Genomic DNA, 18,045 nt, shown 5'->3' on the forward strand with positions numbered 1-18,045 from the left:
GCAGCATCTACGCCTGGCCCTGTCCCAGACCGCCGCCTGGGACCAGACCGACCCCGACGAGACCGGTTTCACCCTCGAGATCGACGAACCCGTCGGCGGCCCGATCGTGCTCCGGGTGCGCGGCGACCTCGTTACGGGCACCGCCCCCATTCTGGCCGACTGCCTCGACGAAGTCGTCCTGCGCGGGCGCAGCGCTGTCGTCGACCTGCTGCCCACCGGTTTCGTCGGCTGCGCCGCACTGTCCGTCCTCGCCGACGCCGGAACCCGACTCCGTGAGCCAACGCAGCCGGCTGACCGTCGCCGCACTCGGACCCCTGCGCCGCATCCTCGACCACGCCGGGATCGATGCGGTGCAGCGCTTCGGCACCGTCGCCGACGCGTTCACCGCAGCCCACACCCGGTCCGCCTCCGTGCTGGAGCTGGTGCCGCCGCGGCCCATGCGCGACCAGCCGATCCCCCCGCGCCGGCGCCCGGTCACCGCGCACCGTCCCGCACAACCGATCGATGAGTGCCTGACCTCTGGGTGAGGCAGTGCGGAACGCTGCGGGGGCGGTGGGGAGTAGCGTCGGAAAGTGGATCCGGTGTGCATTCCGGTCCGGTCCGGATACGGCAGTCGGTAGGGCCCTCGGGGGCTGTATCCGGACACCGGGGGTGCCGGGTCAGCGGGGTGGTTGTGCGAACTTCTCCCACGCCTGATCCCACCCCCGCAGCCGGGACCGGACCAGCAGCCGGTGTGTCCCGGTGACCGCCGCTGCGCCGGTGGCGGCTCCGGCCGCCCACAACCCGCACGCGGCCGAGACGGCCAGCACCGCGTTCTCGGTGCTCCCGTGGGCTTCACGCAGGTCCCCGTCCGGTCCCACCTCGATGGTGACCGTGTCTCCCGACCGGGCCTGCGGGGGAGCCGGAACCTGTCCGGTGTGCTCACGCCCGTCCACGTCCACCGTCCACCGCGCCCACGAGGCGGTGCCGGTGTCGATGATCCGCATCGCCGGTTCGTCCTGCGGATCGGAGACGGCGTCGATCAGCAGGACCGCCGGGACCGGCCGCGACTGTGCCTGCAGCGTCCGGCTCTGCTGCTGCAACGAGGCGAACGTTTCGGTCCCCACCACCGCGCACACCGGCACCCACAACAACACCAGTACCACCACCAGCGCCACCAGCGCCGACTCGACCCGATCGGTGCGGCGCATCAACGGATTACGGCTGCACGGCTGCAACCGCCACCACCGCACCGGACCCGGTGCCCGCCCCGCCATGGTGTCGCCTCCGGATGTTCTCTTGTGCCTTCAGTGTTCGTGCCGAAACCCCGCGTGCATGCCCCCTCGCCGTCATCGCCGTACCGTCACTTCCCGCCGCTTGCGATGCAACCGGTGATGTCACCGAGTCGGAGAGCGGTCCGGGCTGCTGAATTTGCCGATCAGGTCGTGGGCGACGCGGTGCACCTTGGTGTTGGTGCGTTGGGAGATCTCGATCAGCCGGGCGAACGCCTCGTCGGCGCCGATGCCGTGCATCACCATCATCATCCCCTTGGCCTGATCGATGTCCGCCCGGGAGGTCAGCGCCTGATTGAGCTGCTCGACCTGCCGCTGTGCGCGCCACCACCGGCGGGCATTGCTGATCGCCGCCGACGCGGCGGTGGTCAGCAACTGCATCATCTTCTCGTCGAACGGATCGAACGCCGCGGCGGTGCGGGCGTAGACGTTGAACGAACCCACCAATTCCCCGGGGCCCTCGCCGGGGGTGTCGATGATCAAAGGCACCGACAGATACGCCCGGACCCCCGCCGCCCGTGCGGCAGCGGTGAATTCCGGCCACCGCTCGGCATACTCACCAACCACCGCACGCACCGGCCGCCGCGACGCCGCCGCGTGCAGGCACGGGCCGCGGCCGGCGGCGTACTGGTCGGCGTCGATGTCGGCGACGGAGTCGTCGGTCAGGGCCACGGTGCGCCGCGTGCAGGCACGGGCCGCGGCCGGCGGCGTACTGGTCGGCGTCGATGTCGGCGACGGAGTCGTCGGTCAGGGCCACGGTGCGGGGGCCGGTGTCGTCGAGATGCGTGACGGTGACCGCGTCTGCATCCGGCACCGCCGCGGCCGCCGTTCGGGCCAGCCGGCCGAGTACCTCCTCGAGCGGCTCCTGCGCGGCGCCCTCGTCACGCAGCTCCGTCAGCGCATCGGTGACGGTGTCGAGGGCCTGCGCCGCCTCGGCCAGCGACAGTTGATCGGTGGTGTTCTCCCTCATGACGCTTCCCTTTCCGGGAGGCGCCGTTCCGGCCGGACGGCTGCGGAACGACGGTCGTGCTGCTACTGCCGATCCTCCTCGAACGCCTCATCACCGGTCTGATCCCACTCGGCGTCGAAGGCGACGGAGACTGCCTGCTCGAGCCGGTCCCCTTCGGGCGCATCCCATCCCGCCTCGAGACCACCAGCGTGCAGCGGGTCGTCGACGGGGGCGACCGGTTGGATCTGCTCGAACCGGTCGGCCTCCGGAACATCCCACGCCGGGTCCCAGTCATCGGTCGGGGACGCAGTGAGGAGCAGACCTGGGTCGGCGGGCAGGTCCTGTTCGAGGCGATCGGCCTCGGGCACGGTGTGCAACGGATTGTCCACGGCACTCACCCCTTCCGCTCGAACCGGGAGACGTGCTCCCGAACATCCAACGAAATTCTGGACATATTCTACGATCCAGAGAGGAGTAAATCTATGGCATCTGGTCAAGATCGAGAAGGGTGTGTGGCACCGCCGGTGCTGCGCCGCCACCGGTCACCTGTCCGGCGGGGGGTGCGCTCGCCTGATCGCGTGGGGCATCAACAACTGATGGGGGGAAGTGCGCGGGTATTCGCCGGCACAGCGGGTACCCGAACTCCGGTAAGGACGCGCGTCAAAATAAGGTCGGTGGTTACGGGCGTGTCGCGGAGCGCACGGTGTAGTTCCACTCGCCGTGGAAGTCGTGGCGTGTGATCGGCAGGGCGGCAACATCTTTCATCGAGTATTTGACGCCGATGGGGTACTGGTCGGTGTCCAGAACACAGTGAACGGTCAGCCCTGTGGTCGTGGTCGTGTTGCCGATCAGGTCGACGATGATCTGATGGGTCTCGAGCGGTCTTCCGCGCCAGTTCATGGTGATCTGTGAGAACAGCCGGTGTTCGATCTTGTTCCACTTGCTCGTGCCCGGTGGCAGGTGGCAGACGGTGATGGCCAGACCGGTTTCGGCGGCGAGCTTGGCCAGCTCGATCTTCCAGGCGCGGATCCGGTAACCGTTGGAGCCGCCGCCGTCGGCGCAGATCAGCAGCTGGTGGGCCTGCGGGTAGCGGTGGCGTCCGATGCCGTCCCACCAGCGGCGCAGTGTCTGTACGGCGAACGCGGACGTGTCGTGGTCGGTGCCCACCGACACCCATCCGGAGTTGGCCGAGACGTCATAGATGCCGTACGGGATGGCCTTGCCGAGTTCGGTGTCGGCGAAGTCGTGCACGTTGACACGCTCTGGCTGCCCCGCCGGCTGGTACTCCCGGCCGCCGTTCTTGAACTCGCCGACCGGTTCCTTCTTCTTCGTATCGACCGATACGACCGGCTGCCCGGCATCGACATGCTCACCGACACAACGGTTGAGGTAGCGGAACTGGGCATCACGATCCTCGTGCTGGCGACCCTCGATCACCTTGGCGTTGCCCTGCAGGCTGAAACCCATCGCCCGCAACATCCGCGCCACCGTCCGCTCGGAGACCGGATGCCCGGCCTCGGTCAACGCGCCGGCCAGCTTCCTCGTCGACTTGGTCGTCCACACCAGCAGCGACATCGGATCCCCGCGGGTCTCCGGGTCCACCAGCGCCGTCAGTTCGACCGCCAGCCCCGGGTCGGTCTCGGCCAGCTTCTTCCGGCCACCCCCGGCAGCCCGCACCCTCGCCGACGGTTCCGGCGTGCCGTCCAGCTCCCGCACCCCACGCGCCACGGTGTCGGGATGAACACCGGTCGCCTCCGCGACCGCCTTGATTCCGCCCCGCCCCAACTGCTGCGCCTCCACCCCCAGCAGTAGGCGACGTTGTCGCTCGTCAAGATGCGGGCGTAGCACCGCATACCTCGACGCGACCGATTCCGCGACGCCCGACTTGCCTGCCATAGCACAACCGTAGCCGCAGCGGCATCAAAAACCTACTCTATTTTGACGCGAGTCCTAAGGGCGACAACCGCCCGTCCGTCCCCTGTCCCGGAGGTGAGTGCGGTGCTCAATCGGTACTATCCGCTGGTCATCGTCTTGTACGTCATCTCGGCGCTGGGGGAGGGAAATCTCGGACACTGGTGAGCCTCGATCATCGACCGCTCATCCCTGCCCCGGGCGCCACCGCACCCAGCAGCACGCAAGAACCCCGCCGGGCTGTTCGCCGGTGCCAGGATCGGCGCGCTGCGGCCCCGAGCCGCGCAGTTCCGGCGGTACCGGTACCACCCACCCGGGTGTCAGCGGACCGGAGTGCCTCAGGACGTTTCGTCTCCCCGGCAGGTCGTCCCGCCGGGTGTCGAGACGGCCAGCAGTCGTTGGCGCGCGAGGCCTTCGAGTCCGGGTGGATTCGGGTCGGCAGGGGAGTGGGCGTCGGTGCCGCTCGCTTCGCGGCGGCACTGCCGCACGATCTGCGTGACCATCGGCAGCGGCACCCGGCCGTCGAATTCGCCGCACAGCCGCTCGACGACGTCGGCGTAGGAATCGGACACCGCACTCACCACCTCGACAACACACCCCAGTCACCACATACCCCGGACCGGTGTACGGCAAAACCGCGTCCGCGACACGGGCACGTAACGCAGTGACGGTGCCCGTGCACCCGGGGCGGATTCACCAGGAGCGGGGGTGATCACATGGCCGACGAGGACCGTTGGGCGAACGGCGCGGAGCAACCTCCTCGGCTCCTTGGTTCGTCGGGGACGCACGAGCGCCTCTGCGACGGTCACGAACCGGCCCGTCTCCTCGTCAGTCCAGGGCGCTGCCGGCCTGCCATTGCTCCTAGGGCACGGACCAGTCGCCGTTCTGCCGCAGCTCGAGTGGGGCGCCGCCGGTGTTTCGCACCTCCACGACGTCGCCGGGGACCGAGAAGTCGTAGAACCAGCGGGCGTTGTCGGGGCTGAGGTTCAGGCAGCCGTGCGAGACGTTGGTGTTGCCCTGCGCCCAGCTGGTGTCGGCGAGTTCGTGGAGGTAGATGCCGTCGTTGGCCTTGTCGAGGACGGTGTAGATGCCGGGCTGGGTCCAGAACGACAGGGTCTGACCATTCACGACTTCGGTACCGCCCCGGCCCATCGAGGTCGGCATCGTGCGAACCACCTGCCCGTTGTTCGGTGACGGTGACCTCTTTGGTGTGGTGTCGTCGGCGACGGAGATGTGCGCGTCGCCGATGGTGAACGAGGTCTGCGCATCCGCCTGGCCGAACAGGTCGTCCCCGAGCGGAAGGCCGTAGACGTCGGCGCGGACGGTAACCTTCGTGCCCGGCGCCCAGTAGTTCTCCGGTCGCCAGTGCACGTTCTGATCGCCGGCCCAGTACCAGGATCCGGTCACCGGGGGTGCGGTGTCTACGTGCAGGGCCTTCTCGGCGGCGACGCGGTCGGTGATCGGTTCGTCGAAATGGGTGACGATCACGGCGCCGACGCCGAATGTGACCGCCGTCGGCGAGCAAGTTCCCGCCGGTGGTGACGAAGGACGGCATGGTCTGGTTGCCGGGGGGTGACCGTGGTGAAGGTGCTGGTCTTCTCGCTCCGGGCACCCTGGTCGCCGACCGCGGACACGGTGAGGGTGTAGGTGCGACCGTAGCCGAGAGGCACGCCCGGTTTCCAGGACAGCCGATCGGGGGTGAAGATCCCCTCGACGACCCGGCCCTCGTCGTTGGTCATGGTGACCGACTCGAGGGTGCCATGGTTTGTGGCCACCACTACCGGATCGAGCGGGTTGACCGCGGCGGCGCCGTCGGTCGGCGCCACGACGATCGGAGGACCCGATGGGGCGGCGCGGCCGGGCCAGCGGGTTGGTCGGTGGACGGTGCGCAGGCAGCGGCCACGAGAACGAGCATCAGGACGACGAGGACCTCGGCGAGCCGACCGGGACGGTGTGACGGACGTGCATGACAGTCATTGTTCCGTGCAGACGGGACCGGGCGCATGCAGTGACCGGGCGATGGGCGTCACCACGGCAGCGGGACGCGGCGGTCGTCGTCGGCCGGCGCGACCGGCACTGCGGCGTGTGTTCGCGGCCGACCTTTCTCCGCAAGGCTGGATTCGCGAGGGGACCACACCCTCACGGGCGGTGGGCGCCGGGATGTGACGGCCGGGGGAGGAGTGCACCGGTCGGGCGGGGGTATCGATGGGTGTGCTGCGGCGGGAATTTCGACGGGAAATCCGCGCGGCCAGCCCGGGCCTTCCGTTCAAGGGTCTGATCCTCATGGCGAGGTGAGTGTCCAGCCGCGGCGCTCGGTGAGGGCGCGGTGGAGGTGCTGTGTCCAGCCGCGACGTTCGGCGCTCCCGCGGTCGTGGGTGATCGTGATCCGCCGGGTCCATCTGTCGGGCAGGCCGCGGTCGTTGATCGCCAGCCCGATGACGATTCGAAGATCGGGGTCGGGCGCTTCGGTGATGACGATGCGGCCGGGTTCGCCGCCCATCTCCATCCGGGCCCCGAGCACCGCGGCGACCACTTCGGCCACCTCGAGCACGGACTGCGCCCCGACCACGTCGATGTGGTCGACCTCGGTCATCTCGGTCCTCCCTTGTCGTGCCGACGGCAGTCGTCGATCGCGGGCATCTGGACCGAATCACATCACGCGGGCTCGTCGACGGTGCCAGTGGCATCCGCGCCCCGTGGTTGCAGCAGCAAGCAGCTACGGGTCAGGGGTTTTCGTCCCGGTCACATCGGCGCTGGTCGGTGCACGCGGCCACCCCGCGCTGCACGCTGAGACGCTCCCGTATAGCCCTTTATAAGGGGTGTTCTTATAAAGACTGATAATGTCTGATGGATGGATCCTGTCCTCAACCCGTTCAAGCCCGGGGCAGGTCTGCGACCGCCCATTCTTGCTGGTCGTGACGCTCTGTTCGGGGACTTCGACATCGTGCGTCGGCGGATCACCGAACTGGGCGAGGGGGACCGCAGCTGGATTCTCACCGGTCTGCGCGGGGTCGGCAAGACCGTGTTGATCGGGGAACTCGCGCGCACGGCCATCAACGGTGGCTGGATTGTCGCCAAGCTGGAGGTTCGCAAGGGTGACCGGCTGGCCGAGGAACTCGCCACCACGCTCGCTACCAGTCTGCGGACCGCGACGCGACGCTTCGACCCGAGCAAGCTCACCCCGTTGTTGGGGGTGTTCAAGTCGTTCACGGTGTCACTGAACCTCGGTGTGGTCACCGTCGGCGTCGATATCGACCCGGCTGCCGGGTTCGCGGATACCGGCCGATTGTCCACCGACCTGACCGACCTGTTCGTCGTTCTCGGGGAGACCGTGCGTGAGCTGGGTGTCGGTGCGCTCATCCTGATCGACGAGCTGCAGGAGGCCACGGCCGACGAGATGGCGGCGGTCAGCACCGCGATCCATCAGATCAGTCAGACCTCACCGGTGTTGCCCCTGTTCCTTGTCGGGGCGGGTCTGCCGTCGCTGCCGTCGCAGTTGGCCACGGCCAACAGCTATGCCGAGCGGCTGTACCAGTTCCGGGCGTTGTCGATCCTGAGCGAGCTGGACTCGCGGGCGGCGCTTGTCCAACCGGTCATCGAGCGGGACGCCGAGTGGGACGAAGCGGCACTGCGGCTGGCCCTGGATGCAGCAGGCGGCTACCCCTATTTTCTGCAGGAGGTGGGCAAGGCGGTGTGGAACAACGCCCAAGGCCCGGTCTTCACGGTCGAGGACGCGCAGGTCGGTACCGAGATCGCGCGAGATGAGGTGAATGCTGGTCTCTACCAGTCGCGGTGGGACCGTGCGACACCGGCGCAGAAGGACCTGTTGCGTGCCCTGGCGGAGGAAGGCGAGGGCGAGGGTGTCGTCGTCCGGGACCTGGCCCGGGCGATGGGCAAGCCCAGCGCGTCGGCGCTGTCGGTTCCGCGCGACGAACTGATCAAGAAGGGTCTCGTCTACGCGCCCGAACGCGGAGTCCTCGCCTTCACGGTGCCGGGTTTCCACCAGTTCATCCGCGAACACGACTGACCTGACTGCTCGATGCGGCCGTGCCGTGCTGTCGACGCCCCGCAGACGCGCCGGAGACAACCCGGTCGGTGCAGAAGCGGGGCACGCAACGGGTGCGAATTCAACGCACGTGTGTCTTTTCGTCGTGACGGCAGCGGTGCAACGATCGTCGATTCCCCGTCCGATGCGCGTGGGTCGCGTCAGGACCATCATGGTCATGGTCATGGTCATGGTCATGGTCGGGGAGCGGGGCGGGATGTCCAGCCGCTCCCAGGCCCCGCTCACAGGATCACTCCGCAGTGACGATGGCGACGTTGGTCTCCCGGATCCCGCGGAACCCGCGAGACGCATGAGAACTACTGGGTCGCCGCTCCATTCGACGCCGGGTTGGAGGAGACCGTCGACCTGAGAGACCACCCATGGCGAGCGTCGGCAGCGACTGTTTCGTCGCGGTCAGAAATATATCCGCCTCATTTGTCGCCGCGCAGTCGCCGGTTCCCGACAGGTACCAGCCGCGCCGGGTGCGGTTCTCCGACCCGCACCCGAGACCCTCGCAGGTGGTCCCCGATAGTCGTTCGAATCCAGGCTCACAGCGCAGTTCGTCGAACGACGCGGTAGGCCGCACACGCCGCCGTTGCGCATGGTGCCGCGGCCAGGGACCAGGTCGATCCCGACGAGACCGGCTTCACCCTCGAGATCGACGAACCTGTCGGCGGGCCGGTTGTGCTGTGGGGGAGCGGCGATCTCGCCGCGGCCATCGCACGGCCATGGTCGCCTGCCTCGATGAGGTCATCCTGCGCGGGCTCAGCGTCCTCTTCGACCTGCTCGGCACCGGTTCGTCGGCTGTGCGGCCCGGTCCGCCCTCGCCGCGACCGGAAACGGGCTCCGCGAGCAACGCAGCCGGCTGACCGTCGCCGCATTCGGCCCTGCGTCACATCCTCGCCGACGCGAAGGTTGAGGTGGAGCGCGTCGGCACCCTCGCCGACGCTCCCGAGGTGAAGCATGGGGGTCAGCGCGGTGGTTGCGCGAACTTCTCCCAGGCTTGATCCCACACCCAGACCCGCAGCCGGGACCGGACCAGGACCCGGCGTGTCCTGGCAACCGCCGCGGCGCCGGTAGCGGTCCCGGCCGCCCACAACCACAACCCGCACGCCGCGGGGACCGCCAGCACCGTTCTCGGTACTGCCGCGCGGGTCGACGAGCTCGCCGCCGGGTTGAGCTTCCCCCGTTTCCCGAAGACTTCCGCGCCAGGTGTGATCCTGGGTAGACGGAGGAGGATGTCACTGTGGGAACGAGGAAGTATCCGCCGGAGCTGCGGGAGCGTGCGGCGCGGTTGTACCGGGAGTCGGAGCCGAGGCCGGTGATCCGACGGCTGGCCGAGCAGCTGAACGTGCACCCGGAGGCGTTGCGGAACTGGATCCGCCAGGCCGAGGCCGATCACGGCGAGCGCGACGACCGGCCGTCGACGTCGATGCTGGAGGAGAACCGGCGATTGGCGAAGGAGAACGCCGAACTGCGCCGTGTCAACGATGTGTTACGGGCGGCGAGTGCGTTTTTCGCGTCCGAGATCGACCCGACCCGGAGGCGGTCATGAGGTTCATCGACGCCCATGACTTCCGATCGCTCTCGTACTACGGGTCCTGGAAATCGCCTCGTCGACCTACTACGACTGGCGGGCACGGGCGACGCTGCCCGCCCGGCGGCGGCGGGAGGATGCCGAGCTGCTCGGGTGGATCGACGAGGTCCGCGCCTCACACGAGTTCGCCGGCACCTACGGGTCCCCGCGGGTCTGGTTGGAGCTGCGTCGCCGCGGGGTGCGGGTCGGCCGCAAGCGTGTCGAGCGGATCATGCGGGAGAACGGGCGCCGCATCTCGCGGATGCAACTATCTCACACCCGACCCGTCGCCGCGGCCAGGTTCGACGACCCCAATCTCGTGGCGACCGCCGGCCTGGTGCCGGTGATGGCATTGGCCCAGGCCAGCGGCCTGCTCACCCTCGCCGACGAGCACCTGAGCGTGCCGACGGACAAGGGTGCCAACCCGGGCCGCAAGGTCGGGTCCCTGGTCGGTGGGATGGTCGCCGGCGCCGACAGCATCGCCGACCTGGCACTGTTGCGGCACGGGGCGATGGGGACCGTCTTCGACCGGCCGTACGCACCGTCGACGCTGGGATCGTTCCTCCGTCAGTTCACCTTCGGGCACGTGCGGCACTCGATGCCGTCGCCTCGAGGTTCCTGTGCGCTCTCGCCCAGCGATCACCGCTGGTTTCGGGGATCGGCACCGGCCGGGTGCTGGTCGATATCGACGACACGATCATCGAAGTTCATGGTCACGGCAAGCAGGGTTCCGGATACGGGTACTCCGGGGTCCGCGGTCTGAACGCACTGCTCGCTACAGTCACCACCGACACCTGCGCGCCGGTGATCGTGGGGCAGCGCCTGCGCCGGGGTGCCTGCGGCTCGCCGCGCGGGGCCGCCCGGATGGTTGCCGACGCCCTGGCCACCGTCGACCGCCTCCGCACGGCGGCCACCGATCCAGCCACTGACGCAGCCACGGACGCCACGGACGTACCGAAGGCACTGGTTCGGGTCGACTCCGCGTTCTACGGATACCCCACCCTCGGCGCCGCGATCGCAGCCGGAGCCGACGTCTCGGCGACCGTACGCCTGACCTCCACCATCAAGGGAGCGATCGAATCGATCGACGACGACAACGCCTGGACGCCGATCGAATACACCGACGCCGTCTACGACGAGGACACCGAACAATGGATCTCGCGTGCGGAGGTCGCCGAGATACCGTTCACCGCGTTCGCCTCCCAGAAGAACGCACACCGGATTCCGGGGCGTCTGGTGGTGCGGCGCATCCCCGACCTGCGACCGAAGAGGGACCCGGGCCAAGGTGAGCTGTTCGATATCTGGCGGTTCCACGCGTTCTTCACCACCACCGACTCCGACGAGGTCGGTACCGTCGCCGCGCGGACAAGCTGCACCGTGAGCACGCGATCGTCGAGCAGGTGAACGCGGATCTGAAGAACTCCGCGCTCGCGCATCTGCCCTCGGGCCGGTTCACCGCGAACGCCGCCTGGCCGGTCTGCGCGGTGATGGCCTTCAATCTCACCCGCGCCGCCGGCACCCTCACCGACGACCCGAAGCTGGTCAAAGCGACCACCGGGACCATCCGGCGGACCGTGGTCGCGGTGCCCGCACGCATCGCCTCCTCCGCCCGGAAGTTGACGCTGCACCTACCCACACATTGGCCCTGGGAAACAGGATGGATAGCCCTGTTCGACAACGCATTCGGGCGCTCCGATCCGATCATCGTCTAACACCCGCGATACCTGTCCAGCATCGACGCGAAAGCTCCAGTGGAACAACCCGATACGAGAGATCGGACGATCACCCATGCCCGCACCCCACCCGCTGCCGCACAGCGACACTCACGGCGACCCCATCAGCTGATCGGTGCATTCGGGCTAAGGAAGAGCCAGTGCAGACCGTCGCATCCGCGGGACGTCGGCAACGGTTCGCGTGCGCAGGGATTCGAGCGGTCGACGCTCACCGCGGCGGAATCGGCGGCGGTGCGTGCGTCGGTCCCCTTCGGTCATGCCACCCCAGACACCGTAGGGTTCACCCACCGCGAGCGCGTGATCGCGGCACTGCGCAAGCACGGGGCAGCGCTGGCAAATCCGCCGCGCCCGCGCCTCGCGCCGGTCGCGGGCGTGGCCGCGCTCATCGTCAGGTGAGAAGAACACGGCCAGTTCGGCGCCACGGCACGCGGCGTGCGCCCACCAGTCGCCGGAAACGGTACTGGCGGTGTTCCTGCGGTGGGCGGAATCTTCCCGGCGCAGTCCGCTCACCGCGGACCGCCCGCCGCGGTGCGGACCGCCCGCCGCGGTGCGGACCGCCTGCTTGACCAGGCCGCCGCCGATGATCAGCCGCTGGATCTCGCTGGTGCCCTCGTAGAGGCACAGCAGCCGGATATCCCGGTAGATGCGCTCGACGGCGACCTCGCGGATGTATCCGCTGCCGCCGTGGATCTGTACGGCCAGGTCGGCGACCTTGCCGACCATCTCGGTGCAGTACAGCTTCGCGACGGACGGGGCGATCCGGCGGTCGGTGTCCTCGACCCAGGCGCGGGCGGCGTCGCGTACCAGCGCCCGCCCCGCCATGACGCCGGTCTGCTGGTCGGCGAGCATCGCTTGCACCAACTGGAAATCACCGATCGCGGTGCCGCCTTGCGTCGCGGTCGCCGCGTAGGCGACGGACTCGTCGAGCGCACGCTGCGTCTGTCCGACGGCCAGCGCCGCGACGTGCACCCGGCCGCGGGCCAGCGAGGTCATCGCCGCGCGGAAGCCGACGTCCTCGCTGCCGCCGACCAGGGCCGTGGATGGTACCCGCACGTCGTCGAGGTGGACTGTGGCGGTGGTCGATCCCGCGTGCCCCATCTTGCGGTCCTTGCCCCCCACCGCAACGCCGGAGGTATCGGCCGGGACCAGGAACACGGCGATGCCGGGGCCGTCGGCGGGCCGGGTGCGGGCGAACACCACGAAAAGGTTCGCGATCGAGGCGTTGGTGATGAACCGTTTCTCCCCGGTGATCACCCAGTCGTCGCCGTCGCGCACCGCCTTGGTGCGCAGCCCGGCCGGGTTGGAGCCGGCGCCGGCCTCGGTGAGGGCGAACGAGGCGACCACGTCACCGGACGCGATGCCCTCGAGCCAGGTCGTCTTCTGCTCCTCGGTGCCGTAGTTGACCAGCACCTGACCGGCGATACCGTTGTTGGTTCCGAACATCGACCGCAGGGCAAGGGTGGTGTATCCCAATTCCATCGCCAGTTCGACGTCCTGCGCGAGGTTCATGCCGAGACCGCCCCATTCCTGGGGGATGGCGAACCCGAACAACCCCATGTCCTTGGCCGCGGCCCGGACATCGGCGGGGATCGCGTCGGCCTCGTCGATCTCCTGCTCTCGTGGAAGCACCGCGTTCCGAACGAAGGTCCGGGTGTGGGCCAGGATGTCGCGGAAGTCGTCGTCGTCCAACTGCGTTGTCGGATCACTGTTCACGGTTGAGGTCACGTCAATCTCCTGATGATGGGCCGACCGGCGGGATCGGTCGAAGCGTGCGCGGCGGTGCACCAGTGCCTCAGCGCACACGTTCCAGCCGCTCTCGAGGCGCCGATTGGTTATCTGGCGCGGTATTCCCATGATGTGTCACACCGCGGCCCTCGGGGTGTTCCAAAGCGGAACACCCCGCCGCCGCGGCATCGGACACGATGAGAGGAGATATCGGCGTAGATCACAACGCCCGCCATCAGCATCGAGGAAGGGTCCATGAGTACGTCCCAGCATTTCGACCAGCCGTCACCGACCGTGCGGTACGAGGTCCGCGACGGTGCCGCCGTCATCCGCCTCACCAACCCGCCGGTCAACGGCCTCGGGGACACCGTCCGCGTCGGCCTGGCCGCCGCCGTCGGCCGTGCCGCCACCGACGATCAGGTGCACGCCGTCATCCTCGTCGGTGATGGCAAGGGCTTCTGTGGCGGTGCCGACCTGCGCCAATTCGGCACCCCCGCCGCCACCGCCGACCCCACCCTCCCGGACGTACTCAGCACGATCGGGCAACTACCCAAGCCGGTGATCGCCGCCATCCACGGCTTCGCCCTCGGCGGCGGCCTCGAACTCGCCTGCCAGTACCGCATCGCCCACCCCGACGCGAAGCTCGGCCTCCCCGAGGTCAACGTCGGCCTGATCCCCGGCTCCGGCGGCACCCAGCGCTTGCCCCGCCTGATCGGCGCCGTGGCCGCGCTGCGCATGATTCAGCGGGGAGTGCCGGTCACCGGCACCGAGGCCGCCGACCTCGGCCTGGTCGACGCCTGCGTTGACGGCGACCCGATCACCGCCGCCCTCGACTTCCTCCGCACCCAGATCGATACCAGCACCCCGGGGCCGGTCGTCGACGCCCTGCCACCGGCCGCCGCGACCGGCATCGACTTCGATGCCGCCTGCCGCACGGTGCGCCCGAGCACCCGCAACGGCCGCGCCCAGCTCGCCGCCATCGACGCCGTCGAGACCGCCACTCGGCTCCCGATCGCCGATGGGCTGGCCGGCTGCGCCTGCTGAACAGCCCCGACGCCGCGGGCCTGCGGCACGTCTTCCTCGCCGAGAAGACCGCCGCGAAGGCCACCGACATCCCCGCCGACACCGTGCCCCGCCCGATCGGTCGGGTCGCGGTCATCGGCGCCGGCACCATGGGCAGCGGCATCGCGATGGCATTCGCCAACGGCGGCCTCCCGGTCACCGTCATCGAGCAGGATCAGGACGCACTCGACCGCGGCTTGGCCCGGATCCGCAGCACCTACGAAACCTTCGCCGCGAAGGGCAAACTCACCGACACGCAGGCGCGTGAGCGGACCGCGTTGATCGAGCCGAGCCTGCATTTCGATGCCGTCACCGGCGTCGACCTCATGGTCGAGGCGGTTTTCGAGGACATGGGCGTCAAGGCGGAGGTGTTCGGCAAGCTCGATGCGCTCTGCACACCCGGGACCATCCTGGCGTCGAACACCTCTCGACTGGATCTCGACGAGATCGCCCGTGCCACCTCCCACCCGCAGGACGTGATCGGGCTGCACTTCTTCAGCCCTGCCAATCATGAAGCTCGTCGAGGTCGTCCGTGGGAAGGCGACCGGTGACGACGTCGTCGTGACCGGTCTGCGCCTGGCCAAGGCGATCGGGAAGATCCCGGTGCTGTCGAAGGTGTGCGAGGGGTTCATCGGCAACCGCATGCTCACCCCCTATCGCCGCGAAGCGGAGTTCCTCCTCGAGGAAGGCGCCACCCCGCAGCAGATCGACACCGCGCTGCAGAACTTCGGCATGGCGATGGGACCGTGTGCGATGTCGGATCTGGCCGGTCTCGACATTGCCTGGGTCGCCCGCAAGCGGCTGGCCCCCAGTCGGCCGAAGCATCTGCGGTATGCGCGGGTCGCCGACATCCTCTGTGAGAACGAGCGATTCGGGCAGAAGAGCGGCGCCGGGTACTACCGGTACGAGAAGGGCAGCCGCACCCAGATCCCGGACGCGGCCGTCGACGAGATCATCCGCGCCTGCGCCGCCGAGGACGGGATCGAGCGCCGCACGATCACCGACGAGGAGATCGTCGAGCGTTGCATCCTCGCCCTCGTCAACGAAGGCGCCACACTGCTCGGTGAAGGAATCGCCCAACGTGCCTCCGATATCGACGTCGTCTACGTCGACGGCTACGGATTCCCCGCCTATCGAGGGGGTCCGATGCACTACGCGAACACCCTCGGCCTCGATCTGAGCCTCGGCAAGATCCGCCACCTCGAGAAGATCCACGGCGAAACCTGGACGCCGGCACCGCTCCTCGAGCAACTCGTCGCCGACGGCCGCACCAGCTTCTAGACCTCGGGCACAACGGGTTGCCCCAGGTCCAGTCGCTGGGACTTGGGTGCGCGACGGTGCTGCAGCCCATGAAGCGTGCGGTCAGTCCACGGAGACGTACCGCAGGAGTGTCCACCGTGGCGGCCGACGGGCCTCGAGGTCATCGACCGGGGGCGATCATTCGTTCGTCGGCATCGATTTTCAGGGCCCGCATCTTGCGGTACAGGGTGGTGCGGCCGATGCCCAGAATCTTGGCGGCGCGCGCCTTGTTTCCGTCGGCTTCGCGCAGGGCGCCCTCGATCGTCTCGCGCTCGGCCTTCTCGTAGCGACTCAGCGAGGACCAGGACGTCTGCTGCATGTCGGCCGGCAGGTCCTTGGTCTGAATCAGGCCGCTGCGAACCGGCTGGGGCAGGGCGGTGAGGAGCCGGGTCAACTCGGCGACGTTGCCGGGCCAACGCCAGGCCAGCAGGCACTGGAGCGCAGCGGGGGAGAACCGGAATGCCGGCGCGCCCGGGAAGAGCTCGGCAGCAACCTCGCGCACGACGGCGGGCAGCTCGTCGCGCAGTTCCGTGAGGGAGGGGACGCGTACCGCCGCCGGACCGGCGTCTGCACCGCCGTTGTCCACATCGCCGGTGCGTTCGGTGAGGATGACCCGGGCACCCGCGGGGACTCCGGGGCGAGGGATCATGGCGAAGTCCCCGAGACGCGCACGCAGGTCGCCGGAGAGATCGTCTCCTCCCACCACGACGATCCCGCGACCGTCGCGCAACGCGGCTTCCCCGCGAGCCCGGACCGCGTCATCCGCAGCGAGGTCGCGGGCGGCGATGACCTCGGGCTCCTGGCTGGTGCGCCGGCGAAGCCATCTCGAGGCCTGGTGGCGTTTGCCGCTGCCGGGGCCTCCGACGACGCGAATGAGCCCGTCGACGTCAGCGGATGCGGTGAGCTGCCGTTGCACGTCGCCATACGGGGTCGGCCGGGTCCGACGGGACGCCACGCCGTCCAGCGCAACGCCGTCGGCAGGTCCGGCCGTACTGTCCTGGCTGTGGGCGACGGTCACCTGTTCGGACGCGGCCGCGGCGGCCTGCTCGGTGAACTCCAGTGCGAAGATCGCGTCCTGACCGGCGCGGCCGAGGCGCCGAACCATGGCCTCGGTGCCGAGCGTGGGCAGCTCGAGCTGCAGTTCGTCCTGATCCCAGCGGTGGCGGCGTAGCTTTTCCCACAAATCGGCGTGCGACTCCGCGTCGAAGTGGGCGAGGGCGGGCAAGTCCGTCATCACCGTTTCCGAGTTCATGACCAGGACCGGGTGCCGGGACGACCGGAAGAGGCGGTAGGTGCGCGCCAGTTCGAGGTCCCGGGAGTCGGCCATGAGCTCGAGCGCTTCGGCGATCTGATATCCGGCCTGCCGCACCATCGCGACCATCAACGGGCTGGCGACGTCGATGTGAGAGGCGATGGAGAGTGAACCCACGATCCGCCCGGTGATGGGGTGCTTGATCGGAGCCCCTGCGCACGCCAGTTGGGCGAGGGCATCGTTGAAATGCTCGGTGCCGCGGACGAATACGATGCCCCGTGACTCGATCGGGGTGCCGAGACCGTTGGTGCCCAGGGACTGTTCGGAGAAGTCGAAACCTTCCACCGCGTTGGCCTGGTCCAGTGCCCGCTCATCCTGGGTGTCGACGATGCGCCGGGACACGATGCGCCCGTCCTCGTCGGCGAGGAAGAGAGTCATCCGCGAGTCGGTGAGGTTGGTCTGCCACTGGTCCAGGATCCGGCCCGCGGCACGGAGGATGGCGCTGTCCGGGTCGATCTCCCCCAGAATGTGGGGTCCGACCCCGGGATCGACGCGGTGCGAGACCGAGCGGCGCCAGCTCTGCTCGATCTCCTCGGCGACGAGGGACGCGGGAACGGAGGCTCGGACCAGCCCCTGCGTGATCAGCAGTTCGCGGGCACTCCGGACCTCGTCCTCACGGCGGGACTTTTCCATCACCATCCCAGTGTCAAGCAGTCAAGACGATGCGTCCAGCAATGCCCCCGGCGGTGAGGTCGTCCAGGGCGCGGGAGACCTCCGCCGCGGACAGCGTCCGTTCGACGACCGGGATGTTCGGCAGCTTTCCGCTCTGGGCGATCCGCACCAGGTCCTGCAGCTGCGAAAGAGTCCCCACAAAGCTGCCTTCGATGTGGATCATGCGCAGGGCCAGGAGTGCGGTCGGGATGGTGACTTCGCCGCCGAAGAGTCCGACCTGGACCATGTGCCCCGCCTTGGTCAGGACCTCGAACGCCGACGTGGCCGTGACACCGTTGTTGACGAAGTCGACGACGGCGCTCGCCGGAGAGGACGGTGCTCGACGCGCCCATGTCCCGGGCAAGGGAGAGGTTCCCCTCGGCGACATCGACCGCGCAGATGTTGCGGTGGCCCCGGGCACGGAGCAACGCGACGGCGGTGAGGCCGAGTCCTCCCGCACCGAACAGGACGACGGGCTCATCCGGTTCGAGGGGAAGTATCCTGTCGACCG

The 18,045-nt window shown here is 68.7% G+C and carries 13 protein-coding genes and 6 pseudogenes; 6 read left to right on the top strand and 13 right to left on the bottom strand.

All coding sequences use genetic code 11. From position 1 onward, the window contains the following. Window positions 1–7: 7 nt before the first annotated feature. The 9 genes and pseudogenes from H0B43_RS39120 to H0B43_RS39155 all read right to left on the bottom strand — a co-directional run bounded on the left by H0B43_RS39120 (window position 8) and on the right by H0B43_RS39155 (window position 6,724). Window positions 8–478, bottom strand: coding sequence for a hypothetical protein (locus tag H0B43_RS39120; RefSeq protein WP_185723514.1), 471 nt, complete (start codon window positions 476–478; stop codon window positions 8–10). A gap of 181 nt (window positions 479–659) precedes the next feature. Beyond that, window positions 660–1,256, bottom strand: coding sequence for a hypothetical protein (locus H0B43_RS39125; protein ID WP_252190982.1), 597 nt, complete (start codon window positions 1,254–1,256; stop codon window positions 660–662). 120 nt (window positions 1,257–1,376) lie between these two features. Next, entirely contained in the window at window positions 1,377–1,943 is a 567-nt protein-coding gene (locus H0B43_RS42310; protein ID WP_312037658.1) for a GAF and ANTAR domain-containing protein, read from the bottom strand. Then, window positions 1,828–2,241 carry a hypothetical protein gene (locus H0B43_RS42315; RefSeq protein WP_252190983.1) on the bottom strand — a complete coding sequence of 138 codons (414 nt, stop codon included), beginning with the start codon at window positions 2,239–2,241 and terminating at the stop codon, window positions 1,828–1,830. The genes H0B43_RS42310 and H0B43_RS42315 overlap by 116 nt, the downstream gene beginning before the upstream one ends. A 62-nt stretch (window positions 2,242–2,303) precedes the next feature. Beyond that, complete coding sequence (locus tag H0B43_RS39135) at window positions 2,304–2,609, bottom strand: hypothetical protein (protein ID WP_052024045.1); 306 nt, start codon at window positions 2,607–2,609, stop codon at window positions 2,304–2,306. Window positions 2,610–2,916: 307 nt separating this feature from the next. Further along, window positions 2,917–4,116 (bottom strand): annotated as a pseudogene (locus tag H0B43_RS39140) (ISAzo13 family transposase); the annotation flags it as partial. 353 nt (window positions 4,117–4,469) lie between these two features. Further along, entirely contained in the window at window positions 4,470–4,703 is a 234-nt protein-coding gene (locus H0B43_RS39145; RefSeq protein ID WP_312033591.1) for a hypothetical protein, read from the bottom strand. Window positions 4,704–4,992: 289 nt separating this feature from the next. Then, window positions 4,993–6,046: pseudogene (locus H0B43_RS39150) on the bottom strand (Ig-like domain-containing protein). Window positions 6,047–6,412: 366 nt separating this feature from the next. After that, window positions 6,413–6,724, bottom strand: coding sequence for a hypothetical protein (locus H0B43_RS39155; protein ID WP_005575208.1), 312 nt, complete (start codon window positions 6,722–6,724; stop codon window positions 6,413–6,415). Window positions 6,725–6,982: 258 nt separating this feature from the next. Between H0B43_RS39155 and H0B43_RS39160 the strand changes: the two genes are divergently transcribed. The 4 genes and pseudogenes from H0B43_RS39160 (at window position 6,983) to H0B43_RS39175 (ending at window position 11,464) form a co-directional block, all read left to right on the top strand. Continuing rightward, window positions 6,983–8,158, top strand: coding sequence for an AAA family ATPase (locus H0B43_RS39160; protein WP_005574424.1), 1,176 nt, complete (start codon window positions 6,983–6,985; stop codon window positions 8,156–8,158). Between the two features lie 1,264 nt (window positions 8,159–9,422). After that, window positions 9,423–9,731 (top strand): transposase, encoded by a 309-nt coding sequence (locus H0B43_RS39165; protein WP_185723516.1) that lies wholly within the window; start codon window positions 9,423–9,425, stop codon window positions 9,729–9,731. A gap of 127 nt (window positions 9,732–9,858) precedes the next feature. After that, window positions 9,859–9,987: pseudogene (locus tag H0B43_RS42700) on the top strand (IS3 family transposase); the annotation flags it as partial. Between the two features lie 27 nt (window positions 9,988–10,014). Next, window positions 10,015–11,464 (top strand): annotated as a pseudogene (locus H0B43_RS39175) (IS1380 family transposase). A gap of 147 nt (window positions 11,465–11,611) precedes the next feature. On the opposite strand, the gene H0B43_RS42705 reads toward H0B43_RS39175, so the two are convergent. Continuing rightward, window positions 11,612–11,995 (bottom strand): WhiB family transcriptional regulator, encoded by a 384-nt coding sequence (locus tag H0B43_RS42705; RefSeq protein WP_312033593.1) that lies wholly within the window; start codon window positions 11,993–11,995, stop codon window positions 11,612–11,614. A gap of 39 nt (window positions 11,996–12,034) precedes the next feature. After that, window positions 12,035–13,198: pseudogene (locus tag H0B43_RS39185) on the bottom strand (acyl-CoA dehydrogenase family protein); the annotation flags it as partial. A gap of 267 nt (window positions 13,199–13,465) precedes the next feature. Here H0B43_RS39185 and H0B43_RS41085 point away from each other — a divergent pair. Next, complete coding sequence (locus tag H0B43_RS41085) at window positions 13,466–14,254, top strand: enoyl-CoA hydratase/isomerase family protein (RefSeq protein WP_052024115.1); 789 nt, start codon at window positions 13,466–13,468, stop codon at window positions 14,252–14,254. A gap of 161 nt (window positions 14,255–14,415) precedes the next feature. Continuing rightward, window positions 14,416–15,553: pseudogene (locus H0B43_RS43390) on the top strand (3-hydroxyacyl-CoA dehydrogenase NAD-binding domain-containing protein); the annotation flags it as partial. Between the two features lie 139 nt (window positions 15,554–15,692). On the opposite strand, the gene H0B43_RS39195 reads toward H0B43_RS43390, so the two are convergent. Both H0B43_RS39195 and H0B43_RS41100 read right to left on the bottom strand, forming a co-directional pair. After that, window positions 15,693–17,516, bottom strand: coding sequence for a sigma-54-dependent Fis family transcriptional regulator (locus tag H0B43_RS39195; protein ID WP_185723517.1), 1,824 nt, complete (start codon window positions 17,514–17,516; stop codon window positions 15,693–15,695). 13 nt (window positions 17,517–17,529) lie between these two features. Beyond that, on the bottom strand, window positions 17,530–18,015 hold the full coding sequence (locus tag H0B43_RS41100; RefSeq protein ID WP_397517420.1) for a zinc-binding dehydrogenase: 486 nt from the start codon (window positions 18,013–18,015) through the stop codon (window positions 17,530–17,532). Window positions 18,016–18,045: the final 30 nt, after the last annotated feature.

It is taken from the genome of Rhodococcus sp. 4CII (assembly GCF_014256275.1).
GTDB lineage: Bacteria > Actinomycetota > Actinomycetes > Mycobacteriales > Mycobacteriaceae > Rhodococcus_F > Rhodococcus_F wratislaviensis_A.

What these genes read in the sequence shown, in the direction of transcription:
- H0B43_RS41100 (WP_397517420.1), bottom strand. Translation starts at nt 18,015, where the DNA reads ATGAGCCCGTCGTCCTGTTCGGTGCGGGAGGACTCGGCCTCACCGCCG.
- H0B43_RS39160 (WP_005574424.1), top strand. Translation starts at nt 6,983, where the DNA reads ATGGATCCTGTCCTCAACCCGTTCAAGCCCGGGGCAGGTCTGCGACCG.
- H0B43_RS39155 (WP_005575208.1), bottom strand. Translation starts at nt 6,724, where the DNA reads ATGACCGAGGTCGACCACATCGACGTGGTCGGGGCGCAGTCCGTGCTC.
- H0B43_RS39125 (WP_252190982.1), bottom strand. Translation starts at nt 1,256, where the DNA reads ATGGCGGGGCGGGCACCGGGTCCGGTGCGGTGGTGGCGGTTGCAGCCG.
- H0B43_RS42315 (WP_252190983.1), bottom strand. Translation starts at nt 2,241, where the DNA reads ATGAGGGAGAACACCACCGATCAACTGTCGCTGGCCGAGGCGGCGCAG.
- H0B43_RS41085 (WP_052024115.1), top strand. Translation starts at nt 13,466, where the DNA reads ATGAGTACGTCCCAGCATTTCGACCAGCCGTCACCGACCGTGCGGTAC.
- H0B43_RS39195 (WP_185723517.1), bottom strand. Translation starts at nt 17,516, where the DNA reads ATGGAAAAGTCCCGCCGTGAGGACGAGGTCCGGAGTGCCCGCGAACTG.